The sequence below is a fragment of the Salmonella sp. 32100201201700099SM genome (genome assembly GCF_017572645.1).
GTDB lineage: Bacteria > Pseudomonadota > Gammaproteobacteria > Enterobacterales > Enterobacteriaceae > Salmonella > Salmonella enterica.
In genome coordinates, this window is sequence record NZ_JAGERQ010000007.1 from 214256 (window position 1) to 233673 (window position 19418).

Sequence of the window (19418 nt, forward strand, 5' to 3'; positions counted from 1 at the left end):
GCGACTTTTCAGTCGCCTTAAAATCAATTTTCTAACGCCGCCTTCTGCGTCGCCACAATGGATTCAATTCCCCCTCGGGCCAGCGCCAACAAAGTGAGAAGTTCTTCATGGCTGAACGGCTCGCCTTCCGCGGTACCCTGAACTTCAATAATGCGGCCGTCTTCAGTCATCACGACGTTCATGTCGGTTTCTGCGGCGGAATCTTCAACATATTCCAGATCGCAGATCGCTTCGCCGTTAACGATGCCTACGGAAACCGCCGCCACCATGCCTTTCATCGGATTGGTTTTCAGCTTACCGTTGGCAACCAATTTATTCAGCGCATCCGCCAACGCCACGCAGGCACCGGTAATAGACGCTGTACGCGTACCGCCATCTGCCTGGATTACATCGCAGTCCAGCGTAATGGTAAATTCGCCGAGCGTTTTCAGATCGACCGCCGCACGCAGCGCACGCGCGATCAAACGCTGAATTTCCATAGTACGACCGCCCTGCTTACCCTTTGCCGCTTCGCGCGCATTACGGGTATGGGTAGCGCGAGGTAACATGCCATACTCTGCGGTGATCCACCCCTGGCCTTGTCCTTTCAGAAAACGTGGAACGCCTTCTTCAATGGAGGCAGTGCACAACACTTTGGTATCTCCAAATTCGACCAGTACCGAGCCTTCAGCGTGTTTTGTATAGTTACGGGTCAGGGTTACGGGACGCACCTGATTAGCGCTACGGCCTGCTGGACGCATATTGAGATCTCCGGCTTAAAACGAATGTGGCTGCGCATTATACGGACTTCCGATGGTTATTCCTATCCTGACAAGGCATGGATAGCTATAATCCCCTCATCTCTCCTTTAAAAACGGGAACATCTATGATCCGCAGTATGACCGCCTACGCCCGGCGTGAAATCAAGGGTGAATGGGGTAGCGCGACCTGGGAAATGCGCTCGGTAAACCAGCGTTATCTGGAAACTTACTTTCGTCTGCCGGAACAGTTCCGTAGTCTTGAACCCGTCGTGCGCGAACGCATTCGTACACGCCTGACGCGCGGCAAAGTCGAATGTATGCTGCGTTTTGAACCCGATGCCAGCGCGCAAGGCGAGCTTATTCTGAATGAAAAGCTCGCGAAACAATTAGTTAGCGCCGCAAACTGGGTCAAAATGCAGAGCGACGAAGGGGAAATCAATCCGGTTGATATTTTGCGCTGGCCAGGTGTCATGGCGGCGCAAGAGCAGGATCTGGACGCGATTGCCGCAGAAATTTTAGCCGCACTGGACGGTACGCTGGATGACTTTATCGTCGCGCGCGAAACGGAAGGCCAGGCGCTGAAAGCGCTGATTGAACAACGTCTGGAAGGCGTCAGCGCCGAAGTAGCGAAAGTCCGCGCGCATATGCCGGAAATCCTGCAATGGCAGCGTGAACGCCTGGTCGCGAAGCTGGAAGATGCTCAGGTTCAGTTGGAAAACAACCGTCTGGAGCAAGAGCTGGTGATGATGGCGCAGCGCATTGATGTGGCGGAAGAGCTGGATCGTCTCGAAGCGCACGTCAAAGAGACTTACAACATTCTGAAGAAAAAAGAGGCGGTAGGTCGCCGTCTGGACTTCATGATGCAAGAATTTAACCGTGAGTCGAACACCCTGGCCTCTAAATCCATCAACGCTGATGTAACTAACTCCGCTATTGAATTAAAAGTGTTGATCGAGCAAATGCGCGAGCAGATCCAGAATATTGAATAATTCTGGCGCTCAATATGTCACAGAGCCCGCCTTATGCGGGCTCTCGCGTTTATCGGTAGTACGTTTTTAATTTCCGGCGAATAGCGTCGATAAGGCGTCGCTTCCACTCTACCGTCGAAGCCCGATACTGCATAAAAATAGCGCCTTCCGCCTGCTCCCCGGCAAGCGGCAGGACAAAAAGACCGCGCTTATCGGATAAATTTTCATACCAGGGGCGCGGTACAATCGCCATTAGCGGCGCCGACTGGACAGCAGGCGCAAGTTGACTGTAATCATGACAAACAAACGCCAACGGACGTTCAAACCCGGCACGAGCCTGCTGCCTGTCCAGTTCGTTGTTCTCTTTTGTCCACGGCAAACAGTAAATGTGTTGATAATGCTGCAGATCAGCAAAATTCAACGCTGCGGCATTCTCCAGACGTGAACGCAATGGCGCGCCATAAACCGCGATCAAACGCGTCGTCCCCACCCGCTCGTAATGCAGAGCGCTGACCTGCTTTTGATGGTCGCCAATTGCCAGCACCAAATCAACCGAGCTATCCAACAGTTCATCACGCCAGGGTCGGCGGGCAAAAGGAAGGCACTCGATCACCGCCTGATGAAGATGACCTTTCTCTGCGAGAACGGGCGTAAGCAGCGCGTTCAATGCGGGAGGAAGTACCACCCGGAAACAACGGGAGCCGTTCTCTTTATCGCCAAACAGCTCCTCATTAAGCGAAACAAACACTGGCGCCAACTTGTCACGCAGCGCCTGCGCATAAGGCGTAGCAATCTGGCGGTTCCCCTCCCGTCGAAACAACGGATCGTTTAGCGCATCGCGCAATCTCATTAGCGCATGACTCACCGCAGAAGGCGACAAAGCCAGCTTTTGCGCCGTTTTCCCCGTAGAGCTCGTCTCCAGCAGCACATACAGTACTTTTAACAGGTTCATATCCATTTGCAGCAAGTTCATTAAACGTCTCTCTTATTGAACCTGACTAAATTACTGCCAGGTATACTGCGGGCGCTTCAATCAGGAGAACATTATGAATCGCTATGTATTATTCTTTGTATGTATATTTTCAACATCAGCACTTCCTGCCATGGCGGCATTAGATCCTTCACAACCGTTATCACCCGCGCCTCCGTTATCACTGTTTAAAGCGTGGGCTAAGCCTATGAAGCCGTTTCAAATCACAGAAGGCGTGTGGTATGTCGGTACGGAAAATCTCTCTTCTATTCTGCTGACCACTCCGGCAGGGCATATTCTTATTGATGCGGGGCTGGATGAAAGCGCACCGCAAATTAAAGCGAATATTGAAGCGGCAGGATTTCGCCTCACTGACGTGCGCTATCTGTTGAGCAGCCATGCGCGGCTGGATCAAGCGGGGGGCATGGCACGTTTGAAAGCGTGGAGCGGCGCACAATTGGTCGCCAGTCAACCCAACGCCGATCAGATGGCGAGGGGTGGACGACAGGATTTTGCGCTTGGCGATGCGCTCCCCTTCCCGCCCGTCACCACTGATAAAATTATCCACAACCAGGAAAGCATCAGCCTCGGAGGGGTAACCGTGACAGCACTATTCACGCCTGGACATCTGCCCGGCTCAACCTCCTGGCGCGTAACGCTCCGCAACGGCAAGACGCTAATTTACGCAGATAGTCTCGCCACACCTGACTATCTGCTGATTAACAACAAAAATTACCCTGACCTGGTTACTGATATTCAGAGCAGCTTTAAAACACTGGCCGCCCAGCATGTTGATATCTTTATTGCCAACAAAGGTGACCGCTTCGGGCTACTGGAGAAACGACAGCAACTTCGCAACGGCGATACACAGGCATTCTTTGATTCCAATGGCTTGCAACAGTATGTGGAACGCTCGCGTCAGCGCTTCATCACACAACTTACCGCACAGCAGCCACAATGAAATGACTCACCGGCGGCGCGTCCAGGGCGCCGTTCAGGTAATTTATCTAAGTCAAAACAGAAAAACCTCGTATACAATAAACCACAAAAATGATGTTCAATTTATTGATATTTATAATAAATAATTATTAATCATAAATTTAGAATCATTACTAAAATTTATTAATCGTGTAATGCCTTAGAAAATCTCAATCGTGATACAGCGCACAAATCGTTAATCTTCGCCCCCAGTAAATTAGGGGGAAATCATGCTGTTGCACGTTCTTTATTTAATTGGCATCACTGCCGAGGCCATGACGGGCGCACTCGCTGCGGGTCGTCGTCGCATGGATACATTCGGCGTAATTATTATTGCTACCGCCACCGCCATTGGTGGAGGCTCGGTTCGCGACATTCTGCTCGGTCACTATCCGCTGGGTTGGGTGAAGCATCCCGAATATGTCATTATTGTGGCGACTGCCGCCGTATTGACCACCATTGTTGCTCCCGTCATGCCCTATTTACGCAAGCTTTTCCTGGTACTTGACGCGCTGGGGTTGGTGGTTTTCTCTATTATTGGCGCTCAGATAGCCCTTGATATGGGCGAAGGGCCAATTATCGCCGTGGTAGCCGCCGTCACTACCGGCGTCTTTGGCGGCGTGCTCCGCGATATGTTCTGCAAACGCATTCCACTGGTGTTTCAAAAAGAGCTGTATGCCGGCATTTCGTTCGCCTCGGCGGTGCTCTATATTGCGCTACAACATTACGTCATGAATCCGGATGTCGTCGTTATCTCTACGCTACTGTTTGGCTTTACAGCAAGGTTATTAGCGCTACGTCTTAAACTTGGCCTGCCGGTATTTTATTACCGTCATGAAGGACACTAAGACCCAAATCCGGGAATATGCTGAGCAGCCAGCCATCTGCTCAGCGCGTTGATCTGCGGATTATTCCGCCAGTCGATAACTCTCCCGGCACGGCGCTCGCCCGTCGCTGGCAATTGCCGCCAGTGTTGCTCTGTTCGCATTAATAACTGCTCCCATGAGCGATCGCCGCTGGCCTGTAATGCGGCCTGCGTTAAGGGGATATCCATCGCCATGATCCAGCGGGTAAATGACTGCCGGCGCGCCAGGTAAAATTGCCGCCATATCTGCTCGCTTTTTCCTTTAGCAACGCCTGGCGTGTTGGCTATTTGCGCTGACGTCAGGGCAAGCCAGGAGAAGATATGCTCAAAGCGATGCGTCTGATGCAAAGCCCGCCAGCTAGCTTCACCCATTCCGTCCAGACCCAACGCCGACCGTGACCCCAGCCATACCAGCCTGGAGATAAACTGTTCCTGACACGTTGCCGACGCGTAAAAGCAGGTCAGCGAGTTGAAATGGCTACCTGGCGGCACAGGCTTACTCCGCTCACGACTCCGCCAGACGACCTCATCAAGCCGAGGAATGCCTTGCCCGGCCAGACTCACCAGGATCTGATCGCCCGGCGCAATATCCCACGCTTCCCAACGCTTCACAGAACCGATATTGACCCGCTGAACCCGCTTATCATCCAATATAACGGGGACAAGCGACGCTACTACGGTAATTTTGCCGCTTTTCCCCACCGAGAACTGAATAGCGCTCACTTGCGCGACCTGCGCTACTGGCGGATATTTCCATGCTGCCAGCCAGTCGCCCTGCCCGGGTCGCCAGTATTGTGACGCGGGTTCTTTAGCCATGCGTATCACTACGCCATCCGTCACAAAGGGTAATGCTGACGTCAGCCATGACTGGCGCGCCCGCTCGACCTCGCTGGCATCTTTTACCGCCAGAGAATATTTCTTCGTCAGACTGAATCCAGCCTTAGCAAGTTGGCTTAATCTTTCGGGCATATTTGCCGGACCGTCCGGCCACGCCCAAATAAAAATACCCAACGAATTTAGCGCGGAGGCGTTATCCTGGCGCATTAACATTCCTGCGGCTTTCGAGCGCGCATTCATCCCGCCCATCCGTTGCTGGATATGTCCCTCGCGCTGTAGAAAGATTTCGCCCTGCAACACCGCGTTAGCTAGCGCGCCTTGTGTTGTCTGCGGTATAGAGGGGATCAGGCGAATTTTTGGCGTCCAGTCCTCGCCTTGTAGTCCGTTACCCCGGCTAATGGCCCTGGTCAGTTTACCGTTTTGATAAACCAGCGTTACCGCTACGCCATCCACTTTTGGCTGTACCCAAAGCTCGCTGCGCCCGCGCACCCACTGTTCTACCGCCTGTCGGTCCGCGAGTTTACGTACGCCCGTGTGCGCAACAGGGTGCATTGTTGTACCGTTTAACGGCGGTGAAACCGGAGTAGATGAAACATCCTGACCAACACAGCGTTGCCACTGAACCAGCCTTGCGCTGAGTTGGTCGTACACACTATCGTCAACCGCGCTAACACCTTGTTTCCAGTAGATGTCATTCCAGTCAGCGAGCTGTTGCTGTAAACGGGTGATTTCTTCAGCGGCCCTTGCTGGCGGCCAGGCCGGGCAAAGCGCCCCACTCTGCGAATGCCACAATAAAATTCCCCACGCCATACTTTTCCATAATCTCATCACAACCTCCTGCGCACATTGCCCGGCAGGTATAGCGCTTTAGTGAATAAAAACCGACAGGTAAAAATGCACCATCCGAGCCGCTTTCCAGATTTTTTGGTGGGTTGCTGCAACGACGCGATAAAAGCGGAAAAAGGGACGCAAAATGCAATAATCTGGCGCAAAAAGTGTGACAAAGACTACGTCGCATAACGGCGATGTGTATAATAAGCCCGTATCAAGGCTCTATTTCGATAATCACAGACGTAAGATACTCATGGCTCAAGGTACGCTTTATATTGTTTCTGCCCCCAGTGGCGCGGGTAAATCCAGCCTGATTCAGGCTTTATTAAAAACCCAACCGTTGTACGACACTCAGGTTTCCGTTTCACATACCACGCGCGCGCCGCGTCCGGGTGAAGTGCACGGTGAGCACTATTTCTTTGTAAATCATGATGAGTTTAAAACCATGATTGGCAGGGAGGCGTTTCTGGAGCACGCGGAAGTGTTTGGCAATTACTACGGCACTTCGCGCGAAACCATTGAGCAAGTGCTGGCAACTGGCGTTGATGTTTTTCTGGATATCGACTGGCAGGGCGCCCAGCAAATTCGCGAAAAGATGCCGCAAGCACGCAGCATTTTTATTTTGCCGCCATCAAAGATCGAATTGGATCGCCGTTTACGCGGCCGCGGGCAAGATAGCGAAGAAGTCATTGCCAAACGAATGGCGCAAGCGGTTGCAGAAATGAGCCATTACGCCGAATATGATTATCTTATTGTGAATGACGACTTTGATACCGCGTTAAGCGACTTGAAAACCATCATTCGCGCTGAACGTCTGCGTATGAGCCGCCAAAAGCAGCGTCATGACGCTTTAATCAGCAAATTGTTGGCAGACTGAACCCACTTTCAGTATCATGCCCAGTCATTTCTTCACCTGTGGAGCATTTTAAGTATGGCACGCGTAACTGTTCAGGACGCTGTAGAGAAAATTGGTAACCGTTTTGACCTGGTACTGGTCGCCGCGCGTCGCGCTCGTCAGATGCAGGTAGGCGGAAAGGATCCGCTGGTACCGGAAGAAAACGATAAAACTACCGTTATCGCGCTGCGCGAAATCGAAGAAGGTCTGATTAACAACCAGATCCTCGACGTCCGCGAGCGCCAGGAACAGCAAGAGCAGGAAGCCGCTGAATTACAAGCCGTTACCGCTATTGCTGAAGGTCGTCGTTAATCACAAAGCGGGTCGCCCTTGTATCTGTTTGAAAGCCTGAATCAACTGATTCAAACCTACCTGCCGGAAGACCAGATTAAGCCTCTTCGGCAGGCGTATCTCGTTGCACGTGACGCTCACGAGGGCCAGACACGTTCAAGCGGTGAACCCTATATCACGCACCCGGTAGCGGTGGCCTGTATTCTGGCCGAGATGAAACTCGACTACGAAACGCTGATGGCCGCTCTGCTGCATGACGTGATTGAAGATACCCCCGCCACCTATCAGGACATGGAACAGCTTTTCGGTAAAAGCGTTGCCGAGCTGGTAGAGGGGGTGTCGAAACTTGATAAGCTCAAGTTCCGCGATAAGAAAGAGGCGCAGGCCGAAAACTTTCGCAAAATGATTATGGCGATGGTGCAGGATATCCGCGTCATCCTCATTAAGCTTGCTGACCGTACCCATAACATGCGCACGCTGGGCTCGTTACGCCCGGATAAACGTCGTCGTATTGCCCGTGAAACCCTCGAAATCTACAGCCCGCTGGCGCACCGTTTAGGTATTCATCATATTAAAACCGAGCTGGAAGAGCTGGGTTTTGAAGCGCTGTATCCCAATCGTTACCGCGTCATTAAAGAAGTGGTAAAAGCGGCGCGCGGCAACCGTAAAGAGATGATCCAAAAAATCCTCTCTGAAATCGAAGGACGTTTGCAAGAGGCGGGAATTCCGTGTCGCGTTAGCGGTCGCGAAAAACATCTTTACTCGATCTACTGCAAAATGGTGCTCAAAGAGCAGCGTTTTCACTCGATCATGGACATTTACGCTTTCCGCGTGATCGTTCATGACTCCGATACCTGCTATCGCGTACTCGGCCAGATGCACAGTCTCTATAAGCCGCGTCCGGGACGCGTGAAAGACTATATCGCCATTCCCAAAGCGAACGGCTATCAGTCTTTGCACACCTCGATGATCGGCCCGCACGGCGTTCCTGTTGAAGTCCAGATCCGTACCGAAGACATGGATCAGATGGCGGAAATGGGGGTTGCGGCGCACTGGGCGTATAAAGAGCACGGTGAGACCAGCACCACGGCGCAGATCCGCGCCCAGCGCTGGATGCAGAGCCTGCTGGAGCTACAACAGAGCGCCGGTAGTTCGTTTGAATTTATCGAAAGCGTAAAATCCGATCTCTTCCCGGATGAGATTTACGTTTTCACCCCGGAAGGGCGCATTGTCGAACTGCCCGCTGGCGCTACGCCGGTGGATTTTGCCTATGCAGTGCATACCGACATCGGCCACGCCTGCGTCGGCGCGCGTGTCGACCGGCAGCCTTATCCGCTGTCACAGCCGCTTAGCAGCGGTCAGACCGTCGAAATTATTACCGCGCCGGGCGCGCGTCCCAACGCCGCCTGGCTGAACTTTGTCGTCAGCTCTAAAGCGCGCGCTAAAATTCGTCAGTTGCTGAAAAACCTCAAACGTGATGACTCCGTAAGCCTGGGCCGTCGTCTGCTTAACCATGCTTTAGGCGGCAGTCGTAAGCTGGCGGAAATTCCGCAGGAAAATATTCAGCGCGAATTGGATCGTATGAAGCTGGCAACGCTTGACGATCTGCTGGCGGAAATCGGTCTCGGCAACGCGATGAGCGTAGTGGTCGCGAAAAATCTGCAGCAAGGCGAAGCCGTGGTGCCGACCGTTGCGCAATCGAATCACGGCCACCTGCCGATTAAAGGCGCGGATGGCGTGCTTATCACCTTTGCGAAGTGTTGTCGTCCGATCCCAGGCGACCCGATCATCGCTCACGTCAGCCCAGGTAAAGGACTGGTGATCCACCATGAATCCTGCCGTAATATCCGTGGATACCAGAAAGAGCCAGAGAAATTTATGGCGGTCGAATGGGACAAAGAGACGGAGCAGGAATTCATTACCGAAATCAAGGTGGAAATGTTTAACCATCAGGGCGCGCTGGCTAACCTGACGGCGGCGATTAATACCACCACCTCCAATATTCAAAGCCTGAATACTGAAGAAAAAGATGGTCGCGTCTATAGTACCTTTATTCGCCTTACCGCACGCGATCGCGTACATCTGGCGAATATCATGCGCAAAATCCGCGTGATGCCAGACGTTATTAAAGTCACCCGTAACCGAAACTAGCGCTATGAATCCAAAACGTTATGCGCGTATATGCGAAATGCTCGCCAGGCGTCAGCCTGATCTCACGGTCTGCATGGAGCAAGTCCACAAACCTCATAACGTTTCTGCAATCATTCGTACCGCAGATGCCGTTGGTGTCCATGAAGTCCATGCCATCTGGCCTGGTAGCCGGATGCGCACCATGGCTTCCGCGGCGGCGGGCAGCAACAGTTGGGTACAGGTAAAAACTCACCGTACCATTGGCGATGCGGTAGCCCATTTGAAAGGTCGGGAAATGCAGATTCTGGCAACCCATCTTTCTGATAAGGCCGTAGACTTTCGCGAGATTGATTACACGCGCCCGACCTGTATTCTGATGGGTCAGGAGAAAACCGGTATTACTCAGGAAGCATTAGACCTGGCGGATCGGGATATCATCATTCCGATGATCGGCATGGTACAGTCGCTGAATGTTTCCGTCGCCTCCGCGCTCATTCTTTATGAAGCCCAGCGCCAGCGACAGAACGCGGGCATGTATCTGCGTGAAAATAGCATGTTGCCGGAAGATGAACAGCAGCGCCTGCTGTTTGAGGGTGGTTATCCGGTGCTGGCGAAAGTAGCTAAACGTAAAGGTCTGCCTTATCCTCGCGTCAATCAGCAGGGCGAAATCGACGCCGATGCTGACTGGTGGGCGACGATGCAGGCGGCAGGGTAATCACCATGTCAGGCCGCTTGTTAGACGCTGTTCCGCTCAATTCCCTGACAGGCGTCGGCGCAGCGCAAAGCAGTAAACTGGCGAAAATTGGCCTGCATACCGTGCAGGACCTCCTGCTCCACCTCCCTCTGCGTTACGAAGACCGTACCCATCTCTACCCTATTGGCGAACTGCTGCCTGGCATCTACGCCACCGTTGAAGGTGAAGTGCTGAACTGCAATATCACTTTCGGCGGTCGTCGGATGATGACCTGCCAGATTAGCGACGGTTCCGGCATTCTTACCATGCGCTTTTTCAATTTTAACGCGGCGATGAAAAACAGCCTGGCGACGGGACTACGTGTGCTGGCCTACGGGGAAGCGAAACGCGGCAAGTATGGCGCAGAGATGATCCATCCGGAATATCGCCTGCAGGGCGATCTCAGCACGCCGGAACTTCAGGAAACGCTCACCCCCATCTATCCGACCACCGAGGGCGTGAAGCAAGCGACACTGCGCAAGCTTACCGATCAGGCGCTGGAGTTGCTCGACACCTGCGCCATTGCCGAACTACTACCGCCGGAACTGGCACAGGGTATGATGAGCCTGCCGGAGGCGCTACGTACCTTGCATCGCCCGCCGCCGACACTCCAGCTCGCCGATTTAGAAACCGGCAAACACCCGGCGCAGCGGCGGCTTATTCTTGAAGAGCTACTGGCGCATAATCTCAGTATGCTGGCGCTTCGCGCAGGCGCGCAGCGCTACCACGCTCAGCCGCTAAGTACCAACAACATATTGAAAGACAAGCTGCTGGCGGCGCTGCCGTTTAAGCCTACCGGCGCACAGGCGCGGGTGGTGGCAGAGATCGAACGTGATATGGCGCTCGATGTGCCGATGATGCGTCTGGTTCAGGGCGACGTCGGCTCAGGGAAAACGCTGGTTGCGGCGCTTGCCGCCTTGCGCGCTATTGCCCACGGTAAGCAGGTGGCGCTGATGGCACCGACCGAACTGCTGGCTGAACAGCACGCAAATAATTTCCGCAACTGGTTCGAACCGTTGGGCGTTGAAGTGGGTTGGCTGGCCGGTAAGCAAAAAGGTAAAGCGCGCCAGGCGCAGCAAGAGGCTATTGCCAGCGGTCAGGTGCAGATGATTGTCGGCACTCACGCTATCTTCCAGGAACAGGTGCAGTTTAACGGGCTGGCGCTGGTCATTATCGATGAGCAGCACCGCTTTGGCGTCCACCAGCGGCTGGCATTGTGGGAAAAAGGCCAGCAGCAGGGCTTTCATCCGCATCAGTTGATTATGACCGCAACGCCCATTCCGCGCACCCTGGCGATGACTGCCTACGCCGATCTCGATACCTCGGTGATTGACGAGCTACCGCCGGGCCGTACCCCTGTCACTACCGTTGCGATTCCGGATACCCGTCGCCATGAAATCATTGATCGTGTGCGCAACGCCTGCACAACCGAAGGCCGTCAGGCCTACTGGGTCTGTACGCTGATTGAAGAGTCAGACCTGCTGGAAGCGCAGGCAGCGGAAGCCACCTGGGAGGAGCTCAAGCTGGCGTTACCGGAGTTGAATATCGGCCTGGTACACGGCCGCATGAAGCCCGCCGAAAAACAGGCGGTGATGCAGGCCTTTAAGCAGGGCGAACTGCATCTGCTGGTCGCCACTACGGTGATTGAGGTGGGGGTCGATGTTCCTAACGCCAGCCTGATGATTATTGAAAACCCGGAGCGACTGGGCCTGGCGCAGTTACACCAGCTCAGAGGGCGCGTTGGCCGTGGCGCGGTCGCATCGCACTGCGTGCTGCTCTATAAATCGCCGTTGTCGAAAACGGCGCAGAAGCGTTTACAGGTATTGCGCGACAGCAACGACGGCTTTGTGATTGCGCAAAAAGATTTAGAGATTCGCGGCCCGGGGGAATTACTGGGCACGCGCCAGACAGGGAACGCCGAATTTAAAGTTGCAGATTTACTGCGCGATCAGGCCATAATCCCCGAAGTTCAGCGTATTGCCCGTCATATTCACGAACGTTATCCGCAGCAGGTACAAGCGCTGATTGAGCGCTGGATGCCGGAAACCGAACGTTATTCCAACGCCTAGTGAGCACGGCGGCTTTAATGCCGCCGTACAAACCCTTATTGCGCGAAAATCGGTAACATCAGGTACAGCTTAATCACCAGCGCATTGACGATATCGATAAAGAACGCGCCGACCATTGGCACCACCAGGAACGCCATATGCGAGGGGCCAAAACGGTCGGTAATCGCCTGCATATTAGCAATGGCGGTCGGCGTTGCGCCCAGGCCAAAACCACAGTGACCCGCCGCCAGCACCGCCGCATCGTAGTTTTTCCCCATCATGCGCCAGGTAACGAAGATCGCGTACAGCGCCATGAAGATGGTCTGTACCACCAGAATCGCCAGCATCGGCAGCGCCAGCGACGCCAGTTCCCACAGCTTCAGGCTCATCAGCGCCATTGCTAGGAACAGTGACAGACTCACGTTCCCCAGCACCGAAACAGCACGCTCAAATACGCGATAAAAACCCACCAGCGCCAGGCCATTGCTGAGGATCACCCCAACAAATAGCACACAAACGAAGACCGGCAGTTCAAGCACCGTTCCCGCCAGTAGCTGCGCTACGATTTTGCCCACGGTCAGACAGATAGCAATCAGGGCGATAGTTTCGATTAGCACCAGAGAGGTGATCATACGACCCACATCCGGCTTTTCAAAGGCTGTCGGCACGGCCTGATCGTCAGGCATTCCATCCGGCGTGGTGGAGTGTTTCACCAGATAACGCGCTACCGGGCCGCCAATCAACCCGCCCAGCACCAGGCCAAAGGTTGCACATGCCATCGCAACTTCGGTGGCATTGGCAAAACCATAACGTTCGACAAACAGTTTACTCCACGCCGCGCCGGTACCGTGTCCGCCGGACAGCGTAATTGACCCGGCAATCAGCCCCATTAACGGGTCCAGCCCCAACAGACTCGCCATGCCGATACCGATGGCATTCTGCATCAGCAGTAATCCGACCACGACGACCAGGAAGACGCCAACAACGCGTCCCCCCTTGCGCAGGCTGGCAAGGTTAGCGTTAAGGCCGATCGTCGCGAAAAACGCCAGCATCAACGGATCGCGCAGGGTCATATCAAAGTTGACCTCCCAACCGACGCTTTTTTTCAGCACAAGCAGAGCAACCGCGACCAGTAACCCCCCCGCCACTGGTTCCGGAATCGTATATTTCTTCAGTAAGGAGACAGACTGGACCAGCTTGCGACCCAGTAGCAGCACCAGCGTGGCGGCGACAAGGGTCGATAAGGTATCGAGTTCAAACATTTAAAGCTCCTGTAGTGCGCTGTGACACGTGCGCACAAATCATTTCCTGAGTCAGTTTTTTAGCTCTTTGCGAGTCTTCGGCATGGATTTTAAGCAGAAAAAGGCAAAAAGTTATATAAAAAGGTGCATTTATCTTTTTTAAATATTAAGAATATTCGCTCGCAATCGTTTGCTTTTACCATCTGGTCAGATAAAATCACCGCTTTTCCACCACGAGAATGTCCCTGATGTCCGTTAACGCCATCGAGCCGGCAGATGCGCAACCGGTTGCGCAGACGCAAAACAGCGAATTAATTTACCGTCTTGAAGATCGCCCGCCGCTCCCTCAAACCCTTTTTGCCGCTTGTCAGCATCTGCTGGCCATGTTTGTCGCGGTAATCACGCCAGCGCTGTTAATCTGCCAGGCGTTGGGTTTACCGGCGCAGGATACGCAGCACATTATCAGCATGTCGCTGTTCGCCTCCGGCGTAGCCTCTATTATTCAAATCAAAGCGTGGGGGCCGGTAGGATCGGGGCTGTTATCCATCCAGGGAACCAGCTTTAACTTTGTCGCCCCGCTGATTATGGGCGGTACCGCGCTGAAAACCGGCGGCGCGGACGTCCCGACGATGATGGCGGCGCTGTTCGGCACGCTGATGCTGGCAAGCTGCACCGAGATGGTGCTTTCTCGCATTCTACATCTGGCGCGCCGGATTATCACGCCGTTAGTCTCCGGCGTCGTGGTAATGATTATTGGCCTGTCGCTGATTCAGGTGGGGCTAACCTCCATCGGCGGCGGCTATGCCGCCATGAGCGACAACACCTTTGGCGCACCGAAAAACCTGCTGCTGGCCGGCGTCGTCCTGGCCATTATTATCTTGCTGAATCGGCAGCGTAATCCCTACCTGCGCGTGGCTTCTTTGGTTATTGCCATGGCGGCAGGCTATCTTTTGGCCTGGTTTATGGGCATGTTGCCTGAGAATAACGCGCCGGTCTCACAGGATATCCTGATGGTGCCGACCCCGCTGTATTATGGTCTGGGCATTGACTGGAACCTGTTACTGCCGTTGATGCTGGTCTTTATGATTACGTCGCTGGAGACCATCGGCGACATCACCGCCACCTCTGATGTCTCCGAGCAGCCGGTATCCGGCCCCTTGTACATGAAACGGCTAAAGGGCGGCGTACTGGCTAACGGCCTGAACTCATTTGTTTCAGCGGTATTTAATACGTTCCCGAATTCCTGTTTCGGTCAGAACAACGGCGTAATTCAGTTGACCGGCGTCGCCAGTCGCTATGTGGGATTTGTCGTCGCGCTGATGCTGATTGTGCTCGGCCTGTTCCCGGCGGTAAGCGGTTTTGTGCAGCATATCCCGGAACCGGTGCTCGGCGGCGCCACGTTAGTGATGTTCGGCACCATTGCCGCCTCCGGGGTGCGTATTGTCTCGCGTGAGCCGCTGAACCGCCGCGCGATTCTGATTATCGCCCTGTCGCTGGCCGTGGGTCTTGGCGTCTCGCAACAGCCGCAGATCCTGCAGTTCGCGCCGGAATGGGTGAAAAATCTGCTCTCATCCGGAATTGCCGCTGGCGGCATCACGGCTATCGTGCTGAACCTGATTCTCCCGCCGGAAAAACCGTAAAAACCCTGCGGCGGCGACACGATTCGCCGCTGCTGTAACGCTCTTTCACCATTCCTGTCTTGAGGATTGCACGCAAATCGTGCATAAATCCCCTATGTGCATTTCACGGGATGGAAGACCATGAAATTGATTGGGAGGTTGCTTCTCTACGTGCTGATCGCCTGTTTAGTGGTGATTTTCGGCTTTTATTTTCTGCTGCAAACGCGCTGGGGCGCAGATCATGTCAGCAACTGGGTATCAGAGAACAGCGGTTATCACCTCACATTCGACGTGATGGATCATCGTTTTTCCGCCCCATCCCATCTTTTACTGGAGAATGTGACCTTTGGTCGTGATGGTCAGCCTGCTACCCTGGTCGCGAAAACCGTAGATATCGGTCTGAGCATTCGCCAGTTAACCGCGCCGCTGCATGTCGACACGATTCTGTTACAGGACGGCACGCTGAATATTTCAGTGCAAACCGCCCCTTTCCCGTTTGAGGCCGACCGCCTGCAACTTCGCAATATGGCGCTCAATAGTCCCGGTAGCGAATGGCGGTTGAGCGCCCAGCGCGTTAACGGCGGCGTTATGCCCTGGCGCCCCGAAGCCGGTCGGGTATTGGGCAATAAAGCCCAGATCCAACTGAGCGCCGGTTCGCTGACGTTAAACGACGTTCCCGCCACGAATGTGCTTATTGAAGGCAGTATCGACCATGATCAGGTGATGTTAAACACCGTTGGCGCCGATATGGCGCGCGGAGCGTTAACCGGCGTCGCCCGGCGTAACGCTGATGGTAGTTGGGTCGTTGAAAATCTGCGGCTGAATGATATTCGGTTACAAAGCGATAAATCCTTGAGCGAGTTTTTCGCGCCGCTTACTACGGTTCCATCTTTGCAGATTGGTCGTCTTGAAGTGACGGACTCCAGCCTGCAAGGACCAGACTGGGCAGTCACCGATCTTGACCTGAGTTTGCGCAATCTGACTCTGCGCAAAGAAGACTGGCAAAGTCAGGAAGGTAAATTATCGATGAACGCCAGCGAGTTTATTTACGGCTCGCTGCACTTGCTCGATCCAATCCTGAACGCCGAATTTTCACCACAGGGCGTTGCGCTACGCCAGTTCACCACCCGCTGGGAAGGCGGTATGGTCAGAACTTCCGGCGCCTGGTTACGCGAAGGCAAAGCGCTTATTCTGGACGATACCGCTATCGCCGGGCTGGAGTATACGCTGCCGGAAAACTGGAAGCAGTTATGGATGAAGCCGTTGCCCGACTGGCTGAACAGCCTGACGCTGAAAAAATTCAGCGCCAGCCGCAATCTGGTGATTGATATCGACCCGGCCTTCCCGTGGCAAATCACCGCCCTGGACGGCTACGGCGCAAACCTGGAGCTGGTACAACATCATCAATGGGGCGTCTGGAGCGGCAATGCGACCCTCAACGCCGCAGCGGCAACCTTTAACCGTGTGGACGTGCGCCGCCCGTCGCTGTCGTTGACGGCTAATGCCAGCACGGTCAACATCAGCGATCTGAGCGCGTTTACTGGAAAAGGGATACTGGAAGCCACTGCCAGCGTATCGCAACTGCCGCAGCGTCAGACGCAAATCAGCCTGAACGGACGCGGCGTACCAATGGATGTGCTACAGCAGTGGGGCTGGCCGGCATTACCGATTGCTGGCGATGGCAATATTCAGCTCACGGCCAGCGGCAATATTCAGGCCGATGCGCCGTTGAAACCGACGGTAAACGGGCAATTACACGCGGTCAACGCACAAAAGCAGCAGATAACACAGACGATGCAAGCGGGCGTGGTGTCCGGCGGTGAAGTTACGTCAACGGAGCCAGCGCTGTAATTGAGGGCTTGCCCGGTGGCGATGGCGCTTACCGGGCTTACGGTTCTTGCTCATTTGTAGGCCGGATAAGCGCAGCTCACGGCGCCATCCGGCGATTCAGATTTAAAGCGTAATTACCACTTCATTTCCCTGCGGGGTGACCACTACGCCCAGTTCACTTCCCGCATATGAACCGCATTTGGTACCGCTAATCTGCGTAATATTACGCAGACACAGCGTCCAGTTGCGCGCCTCGCCTTCGCCGCTCACCGTAATGGTATTGCCTGTGCGTTTCGCCTGCAGCGTAAAGATTGTCGAACCATCCGTAGCAGGGACTTCGCAGACCGCTTCGCAGCCGTCATCCAGATGGAATAACTGGAAGGCCGTACCCTCATGCCAGGCGTAATCGGGCTTCTGGCTATTGTTGCCCAGCGCCAGTAGTGTATTGTCACGCACATACACTGGCAGGCTCAGGAAGTCATGCTGCTGTTTATGCCAGCGACTGCCCTGCACTTCATCGTTGCGCCACAGGTGCGTCCAGCGGCCTTCTGGCAGGTAGAACTCCACGTCGCCCGCTTCACTAAATACCGGCGCTACCATGACCGCATCTCCCAGCATGTACTGGCGATCAAGATAATCACACGCCGGATCGTCCGGAAACTCCAGCATCATCGCCCGCATCATGGGCGTACCGGCTTCGTTGGCGCGCGCCGCTTCCCGATACAGATACGGCATCATCCGGCACTTCTGTTCGGTGAAGAAGCGCACCACGTCACAGGACTCGTCGTCATAGGCCCACGGAACCCGGTAGGATTTGCTACCGTGCAGGCGGCTGTGGCTGGAGAGCAAGCCGAATGCGCACCAACGCTTGTAGACATGCGCCGGCGCGGTATTCTCGAATCCGCCAATATCATGACTCCAGAAGCCAAACCCTGACAGGCCGATGGACAGCCCGCCGCGCAGGCTTTCCGCCATCGATTCGTAGTTGGCGTAGCAGTCGCCGCCCCAGTGCACCGGGAACTGTTGCGCGCCCACCGAGGCGGAACGGGCGAACAGCACCGCCTCTTCAACGCCGACGGTCTCTTTCAGCACGTTCCACACCAGTTCGTTGTAGATGTAGGCATAATGGTTGTGCATTTTCTGTGGATCTGAACCATCAAACCACTGCACATCCGTTGAAATGCGTTCGCCGAAGTCAGTTTTGAAGCAGTCCACTCCCATCTCCACCAGGCCCTTCAGCTTGTCGGCATACCATTCGCAGGCTTGCGGGTTGGTGAAGTCGTAAATCGCCAGTCCCGGCTGCCATTTATCCCACTGCCACAAGGAGCCGTCCGGGCGTTTTAGCAAATATCCTTTCTCTTTCAGCTCCTGGAAGACCGGGGATTTCTGGCCGATGTAGGGGTTAATCCACACGCAGACTTTCAGCCCTTTCGCTTTCAGGCGGCGAATCATCCCTTTCGGATCGGGGAAAGTCACCGGATCCCATTCAAAATCGCACCACTGGAAGGCCTTCATCCAGAAACAGTCGAAGTGGAAGACGTGCAGCGGCAGATTGCGCTCGGCCATACCGTCGATAAAACTGTTAACGGTCGCTTCGTCGTAGTTGGTGGTGAATGAGGTGGTCAGCCACAGGCCAAACGACCAGGCGGGCGGCAGCGCCGGACGACCCGTAAATTGGGTATAGCGGTTCAGCACGTCTTTCGGGGTCGGGCCGTCGATGACGAAGTATTCCAGATACTCGCTCTCGACGCTGAACTGAACTTTGGAGACTTTCTCGGAGCCAATTTCAAACGACACGCACTGCGGATGGTTTACCAGCACACCGTAGCCACGGTTGGTGATATAGAACGGGATGTTCTTGTAAGACTGTTCGGTACTGGTGCCGCCGTCGCGGTTCCAGGTCTCCACTGTCTGACCGTTACGCACCAGCGCGGTAAAGCGCTCGCCAAGCCCGTAGACGGTTTCGCCCACGCCGAGATCCAGACGCTCGAACATGTAGTTGCGCCCGCTATTGGTGTCCTGCACATAGCCGTTATTTTTCAACTGACTACCGGTGATACGTACACCGTTACGCAGAAAATCCAGAGACCAGAGCTCGCCTTTGGTGACGCGCACGCTCAGGCTGCCGCTCTTGAGTTCGGCAAATTCAGCGTTGTTCTGCATCTCTACGTTGATATCTTGCAAGACATTGAGCGGATAATGTGGGCCGTTATCCAAAGCGCCCTGGAAGTGTTCCATCCGTACACCTATCACTCCTTCCTGCGGCGAGAAAAAGCGCAGGGTAAACAACGGGGTATCCAGTTGCTAGGTTCGTTCGCGGACATCACGCGGCGCGGCATAGATCACCATCTCATTCCCGTGCTGTTCAACGTCGAACACCTGAACCGGGTGAATCAAATTAAGGCCAGGCTGGATCAGCCAGTTTCCGTCGCTAATTTTCAT

Annotated in this window: 14 protein-coding genes and 1 pseudogene; 10 read left to right on the forward strand and 5 right to left on the reverse strand. The window is 54.5% G+C overall.

What is annotated here, in order from left to right:
* Nucleotides 1–23 precede the first annotated feature (23 nt).
* A complete protein-coding gene (gene rph, locus J4685_RS13575; protein ID WP_001247078.1) occupies nucleotides 24–740 on the reverse strand; it encodes a ribonuclease PH in 717 nt (238 codons plus the stop codon).
* 125 nt (nucleotides 741–865) lie between these two features.
* Here rph and J4685_RS13580 point away from each other — a divergent pair, with 125 nt between their 5' ends.
* Nucleotides 866–1729 (forward strand): YicC/YloC family endoribonuclease, encoded by an 864-nt coding sequence (locus J4685_RS13580; RefSeq protein WP_000621352.1) that lies wholly within the window; start codon nucleotides 866–868, stop codon nucleotides 1727–1729.
* Between the two features lie 49 nt (nucleotides 1730–1778).
* Here the strand turns inward: J4685_RS13580 and J4685_RS13585 are convergent, their stop codons facing one another.
* Complete coding sequence (locus J4685_RS13585; RefSeq protein WP_001050861.1) at nucleotides 1779–2681, reverse strand: LysR family transcriptional regulator; 903 nt, start codon at nucleotides 2679–2681, stop codon at nucleotides 1779–1781.
* Between the two features lie 73 nt (nucleotides 2682–2754).
* Between J4685_RS13585 and J4685_RS13590 the strand changes: the two genes are divergently transcribed.
* Complete coding sequence (locus J4685_RS13590) at nucleotides 2755–3639, forward strand: HARLDQ motif MBL-fold protein (protein WP_001083231.1); 885 nt, start codon at nucleotides 2755–2757, stop codon at nucleotides 3637–3639.
* 247 nt (nucleotides 3640–3886) lie between these two features.
* Nucleotides 3887–4504, forward strand: a complete 618-nt coding sequence (locus tag J4685_RS13595) for a trimeric intracellular cation channel family protein (RefSeq protein WP_000924334.1) — start codon at nucleotides 3887–3889, stop codon at nucleotides 4502–4504.
* Here the strand turns inward: J4685_RS13595 and ligB are convergent.
* Nucleotides 4501–6186, reverse strand: a complete 1686-nt coding sequence (gene ligB, locus J4685_RS13600) for an NAD-dependent DNA ligase LigB (protein WP_001241850.1) — start codon at nucleotides 6184–6186, stop codon at nucleotides 4501–4503. The two genes, J4685_RS13595 and ligB, sit on opposite strands and share 4 nt — an antisense overlap.
* A gap of 256 nt (nucleotides 6187–6442) precedes the next feature.
* Between ligB and gmk the strand changes: the two genes are divergently transcribed.
* The 5 genes from gmk to recG are packed head-to-tail and all read left to right on the forward strand — an operon-like array spanning nucleotide 6443 to nucleotide 12307.
* Nucleotides 6443–7066, forward strand: a complete 624-nt coding sequence (gene gmk / locus J4685_RS13605; protein ID WP_000046966.1) for a guanylate kinase — start codon at nucleotides 6443–6445, stop codon at nucleotides 7064–7066.
* Between the two features lie 54 nt (nucleotides 7067–7120).
* The gene (gene rpoZ, locus J4685_RS13610) at nucleotides 7121–7396 is read left to right on the forward strand and encodes a DNA-directed RNA polymerase subunit omega (RefSeq protein ID WP_000135058.1); all 276 of its coding nucleotides are present in this window, start codon (nucleotides 7121–7123) and stop codon (nucleotides 7394–7396) included.
* 18 nt (nucleotides 7397–7414) lie between these two features.
* A complete protein-coding gene (gene spoT / locus J4685_RS13615; protein WP_046598864.1) occupies nucleotides 7415–9526 on the forward strand; it encodes a bifunctional GTP diphosphokinase/guanosine-3',5'-bis pyrophosphate 3'-pyrophosphohydrolase in 2112 nt (703 codons plus the stop codon).
* Between the two features lie 4 nt (nucleotides 9527–9530).
* The gene (gene trmH, locus J4685_RS13620; protein WP_001068432.1) at nucleotides 9531–10220 is read left to right on the forward strand and encodes a tRNA (guanosine(18)-2'-O)-methyltransferase TrmH; all 690 of its coding nucleotides are present in this window, start codon (nucleotides 9531–9533) and stop codon (nucleotides 10218–10220) included.
* Between the two features lie 5 nt (nucleotides 10221–10225).
* Nucleotides 10226–12307 (forward strand): ATP-dependent DNA helicase RecG, encoded by a 2082-nt coding sequence (recG, locus tag J4685_RS13625; RefSeq protein WP_000016738.1) that lies wholly within the window; start codon nucleotides 10226–10228, stop codon nucleotides 12305–12307.
* A gap of 35 nt (nucleotides 12308–12342) precedes the next feature.
* Here recG and gltS read toward each other — a convergent pair whose 3' ends face one another.
* Nucleotides 12343–13548, reverse strand: coding sequence for a sodium/glutamate symporter (gene gltS / locus J4685_RS13630; RefSeq protein WP_000462250.1), 1206 nt, complete (start codon nucleotides 13546–13548; stop codon nucleotides 12343–12345).
* A gap of 227 nt (nucleotides 13549–13775) precedes the next feature.
* Between gltS and xanP the strand changes: the two genes are divergently transcribed.
* Nucleotides 13776–15167, forward strand: a complete 1392-nt coding sequence (gene xanP, locus J4685_RS13635) for a xanthine/proton symporter XanP (RefSeq protein WP_000115428.1) — start codon at nucleotides 13776–13778, stop codon at nucleotides 15165–15167.
* A gap of 120 nt (nucleotides 15168–15287) precedes the next feature.
* Nucleotides 15288–16997, forward strand: a complete 1710-nt coding sequence (locus J4685_RS13640; protein WP_000766662.1) for an AsmA family protein — start codon at nucleotides 15288–15290, stop codon at nucleotides 16995–16997.
* 102 nt (nucleotides 16998–17099) lie between these two features.
* Here J4685_RS13640 and yicI read toward each other — a convergent pair.
* Nucleotides 17100–19418 (reverse strand): annotated as a pseudogene (gene yicI, locus J4685_RS13645) (alpha-xylosidase).

Excerpts from the sequence above, each read along its gene's own strand:
- J4685_RS13580 (WP_000621352.1), top strand. The coding sequence starts at position 866 with ATGATCCGCAGTATGACCGCCTACGCCCGGCGTGAAATCAAGGGTGAA.
- J4685_RS13595 (WP_000924334.1), top strand. The coding sequence starts at position 3,887 with ATGCTGTTGCACGTTCTTTATTTAATTGGCATCACTGCCGAGGCCATG.
- recG (WP_000016738.1), top strand. The coding sequence starts at position 10,226 with ATGTCAGGCCGCTTGTTAGACGCTGTTCCGCTCAATTCCCTGACAGGC.
- trmH (WP_001068432.1), top strand. The coding sequence starts at position 9,531 with ATGAATCCAAAACGTTATGCGCGTATATGCGAAATGCTCGCCAGGCGT.
- ligB (WP_001241850.1), bottom strand. The coding sequence starts at position 6,186 with ATGAGATTATGGAAAAGTATGGCGTGGGGAATTTTATTGTGGCATTCG.
- J4685_RS13590 (WP_001083231.1), top strand. The coding sequence starts at position 2,755 with ATGAATCGCTATGTATTATTCTTTGTATGTATATTTTCAACATCAGCA.
- rpoZ (WP_000135058.1), top strand. The coding sequence starts at position 7,121 with ATGGCACGCGTAACTGTTCAGGACGCTGTAGAGAAAATTGGTAACCGT.
- rph (WP_001247078.1), bottom strand. The coding sequence starts at position 740 with ATGCGTCCAGCAGGCCGTAGCGCTAATCAGGTGCGTCCCGTAACCCTG.
- gltS (WP_000462250.1), bottom strand. The coding sequence starts at position 13,548 with ATGTTTGAACTCGATACCTTATCGACCCTTGTCGCCGCCACGCTGGTG.
- xanP (WP_000115428.1), top strand. The coding sequence starts at position 13,776 with ATGTCCGTTAACGCCATCGAGCCGGCAGATGCGCAACCGGTTGCGCAG.
- J4685_RS13640 (WP_000766662.1), top strand. The coding sequence starts at position 15,288 with ATGAAATTGATTGGGAGGTTGCTTCTCTACGTGCTGATCGCCTGTTTA.
- J4685_RS13585 (WP_001050861.1), bottom strand. The coding sequence starts at position 2,681 with ATGAACTTGCTGCAAATGGATATGAACCTGTTAAAAGTACTGTATGTG.
- gmk (WP_000046966.1), top strand. The coding sequence starts at position 6,443 with ATGGCTCAAGGTACGCTTTATATTGTTTCTGCCCCCAGTGGCGCGGGT.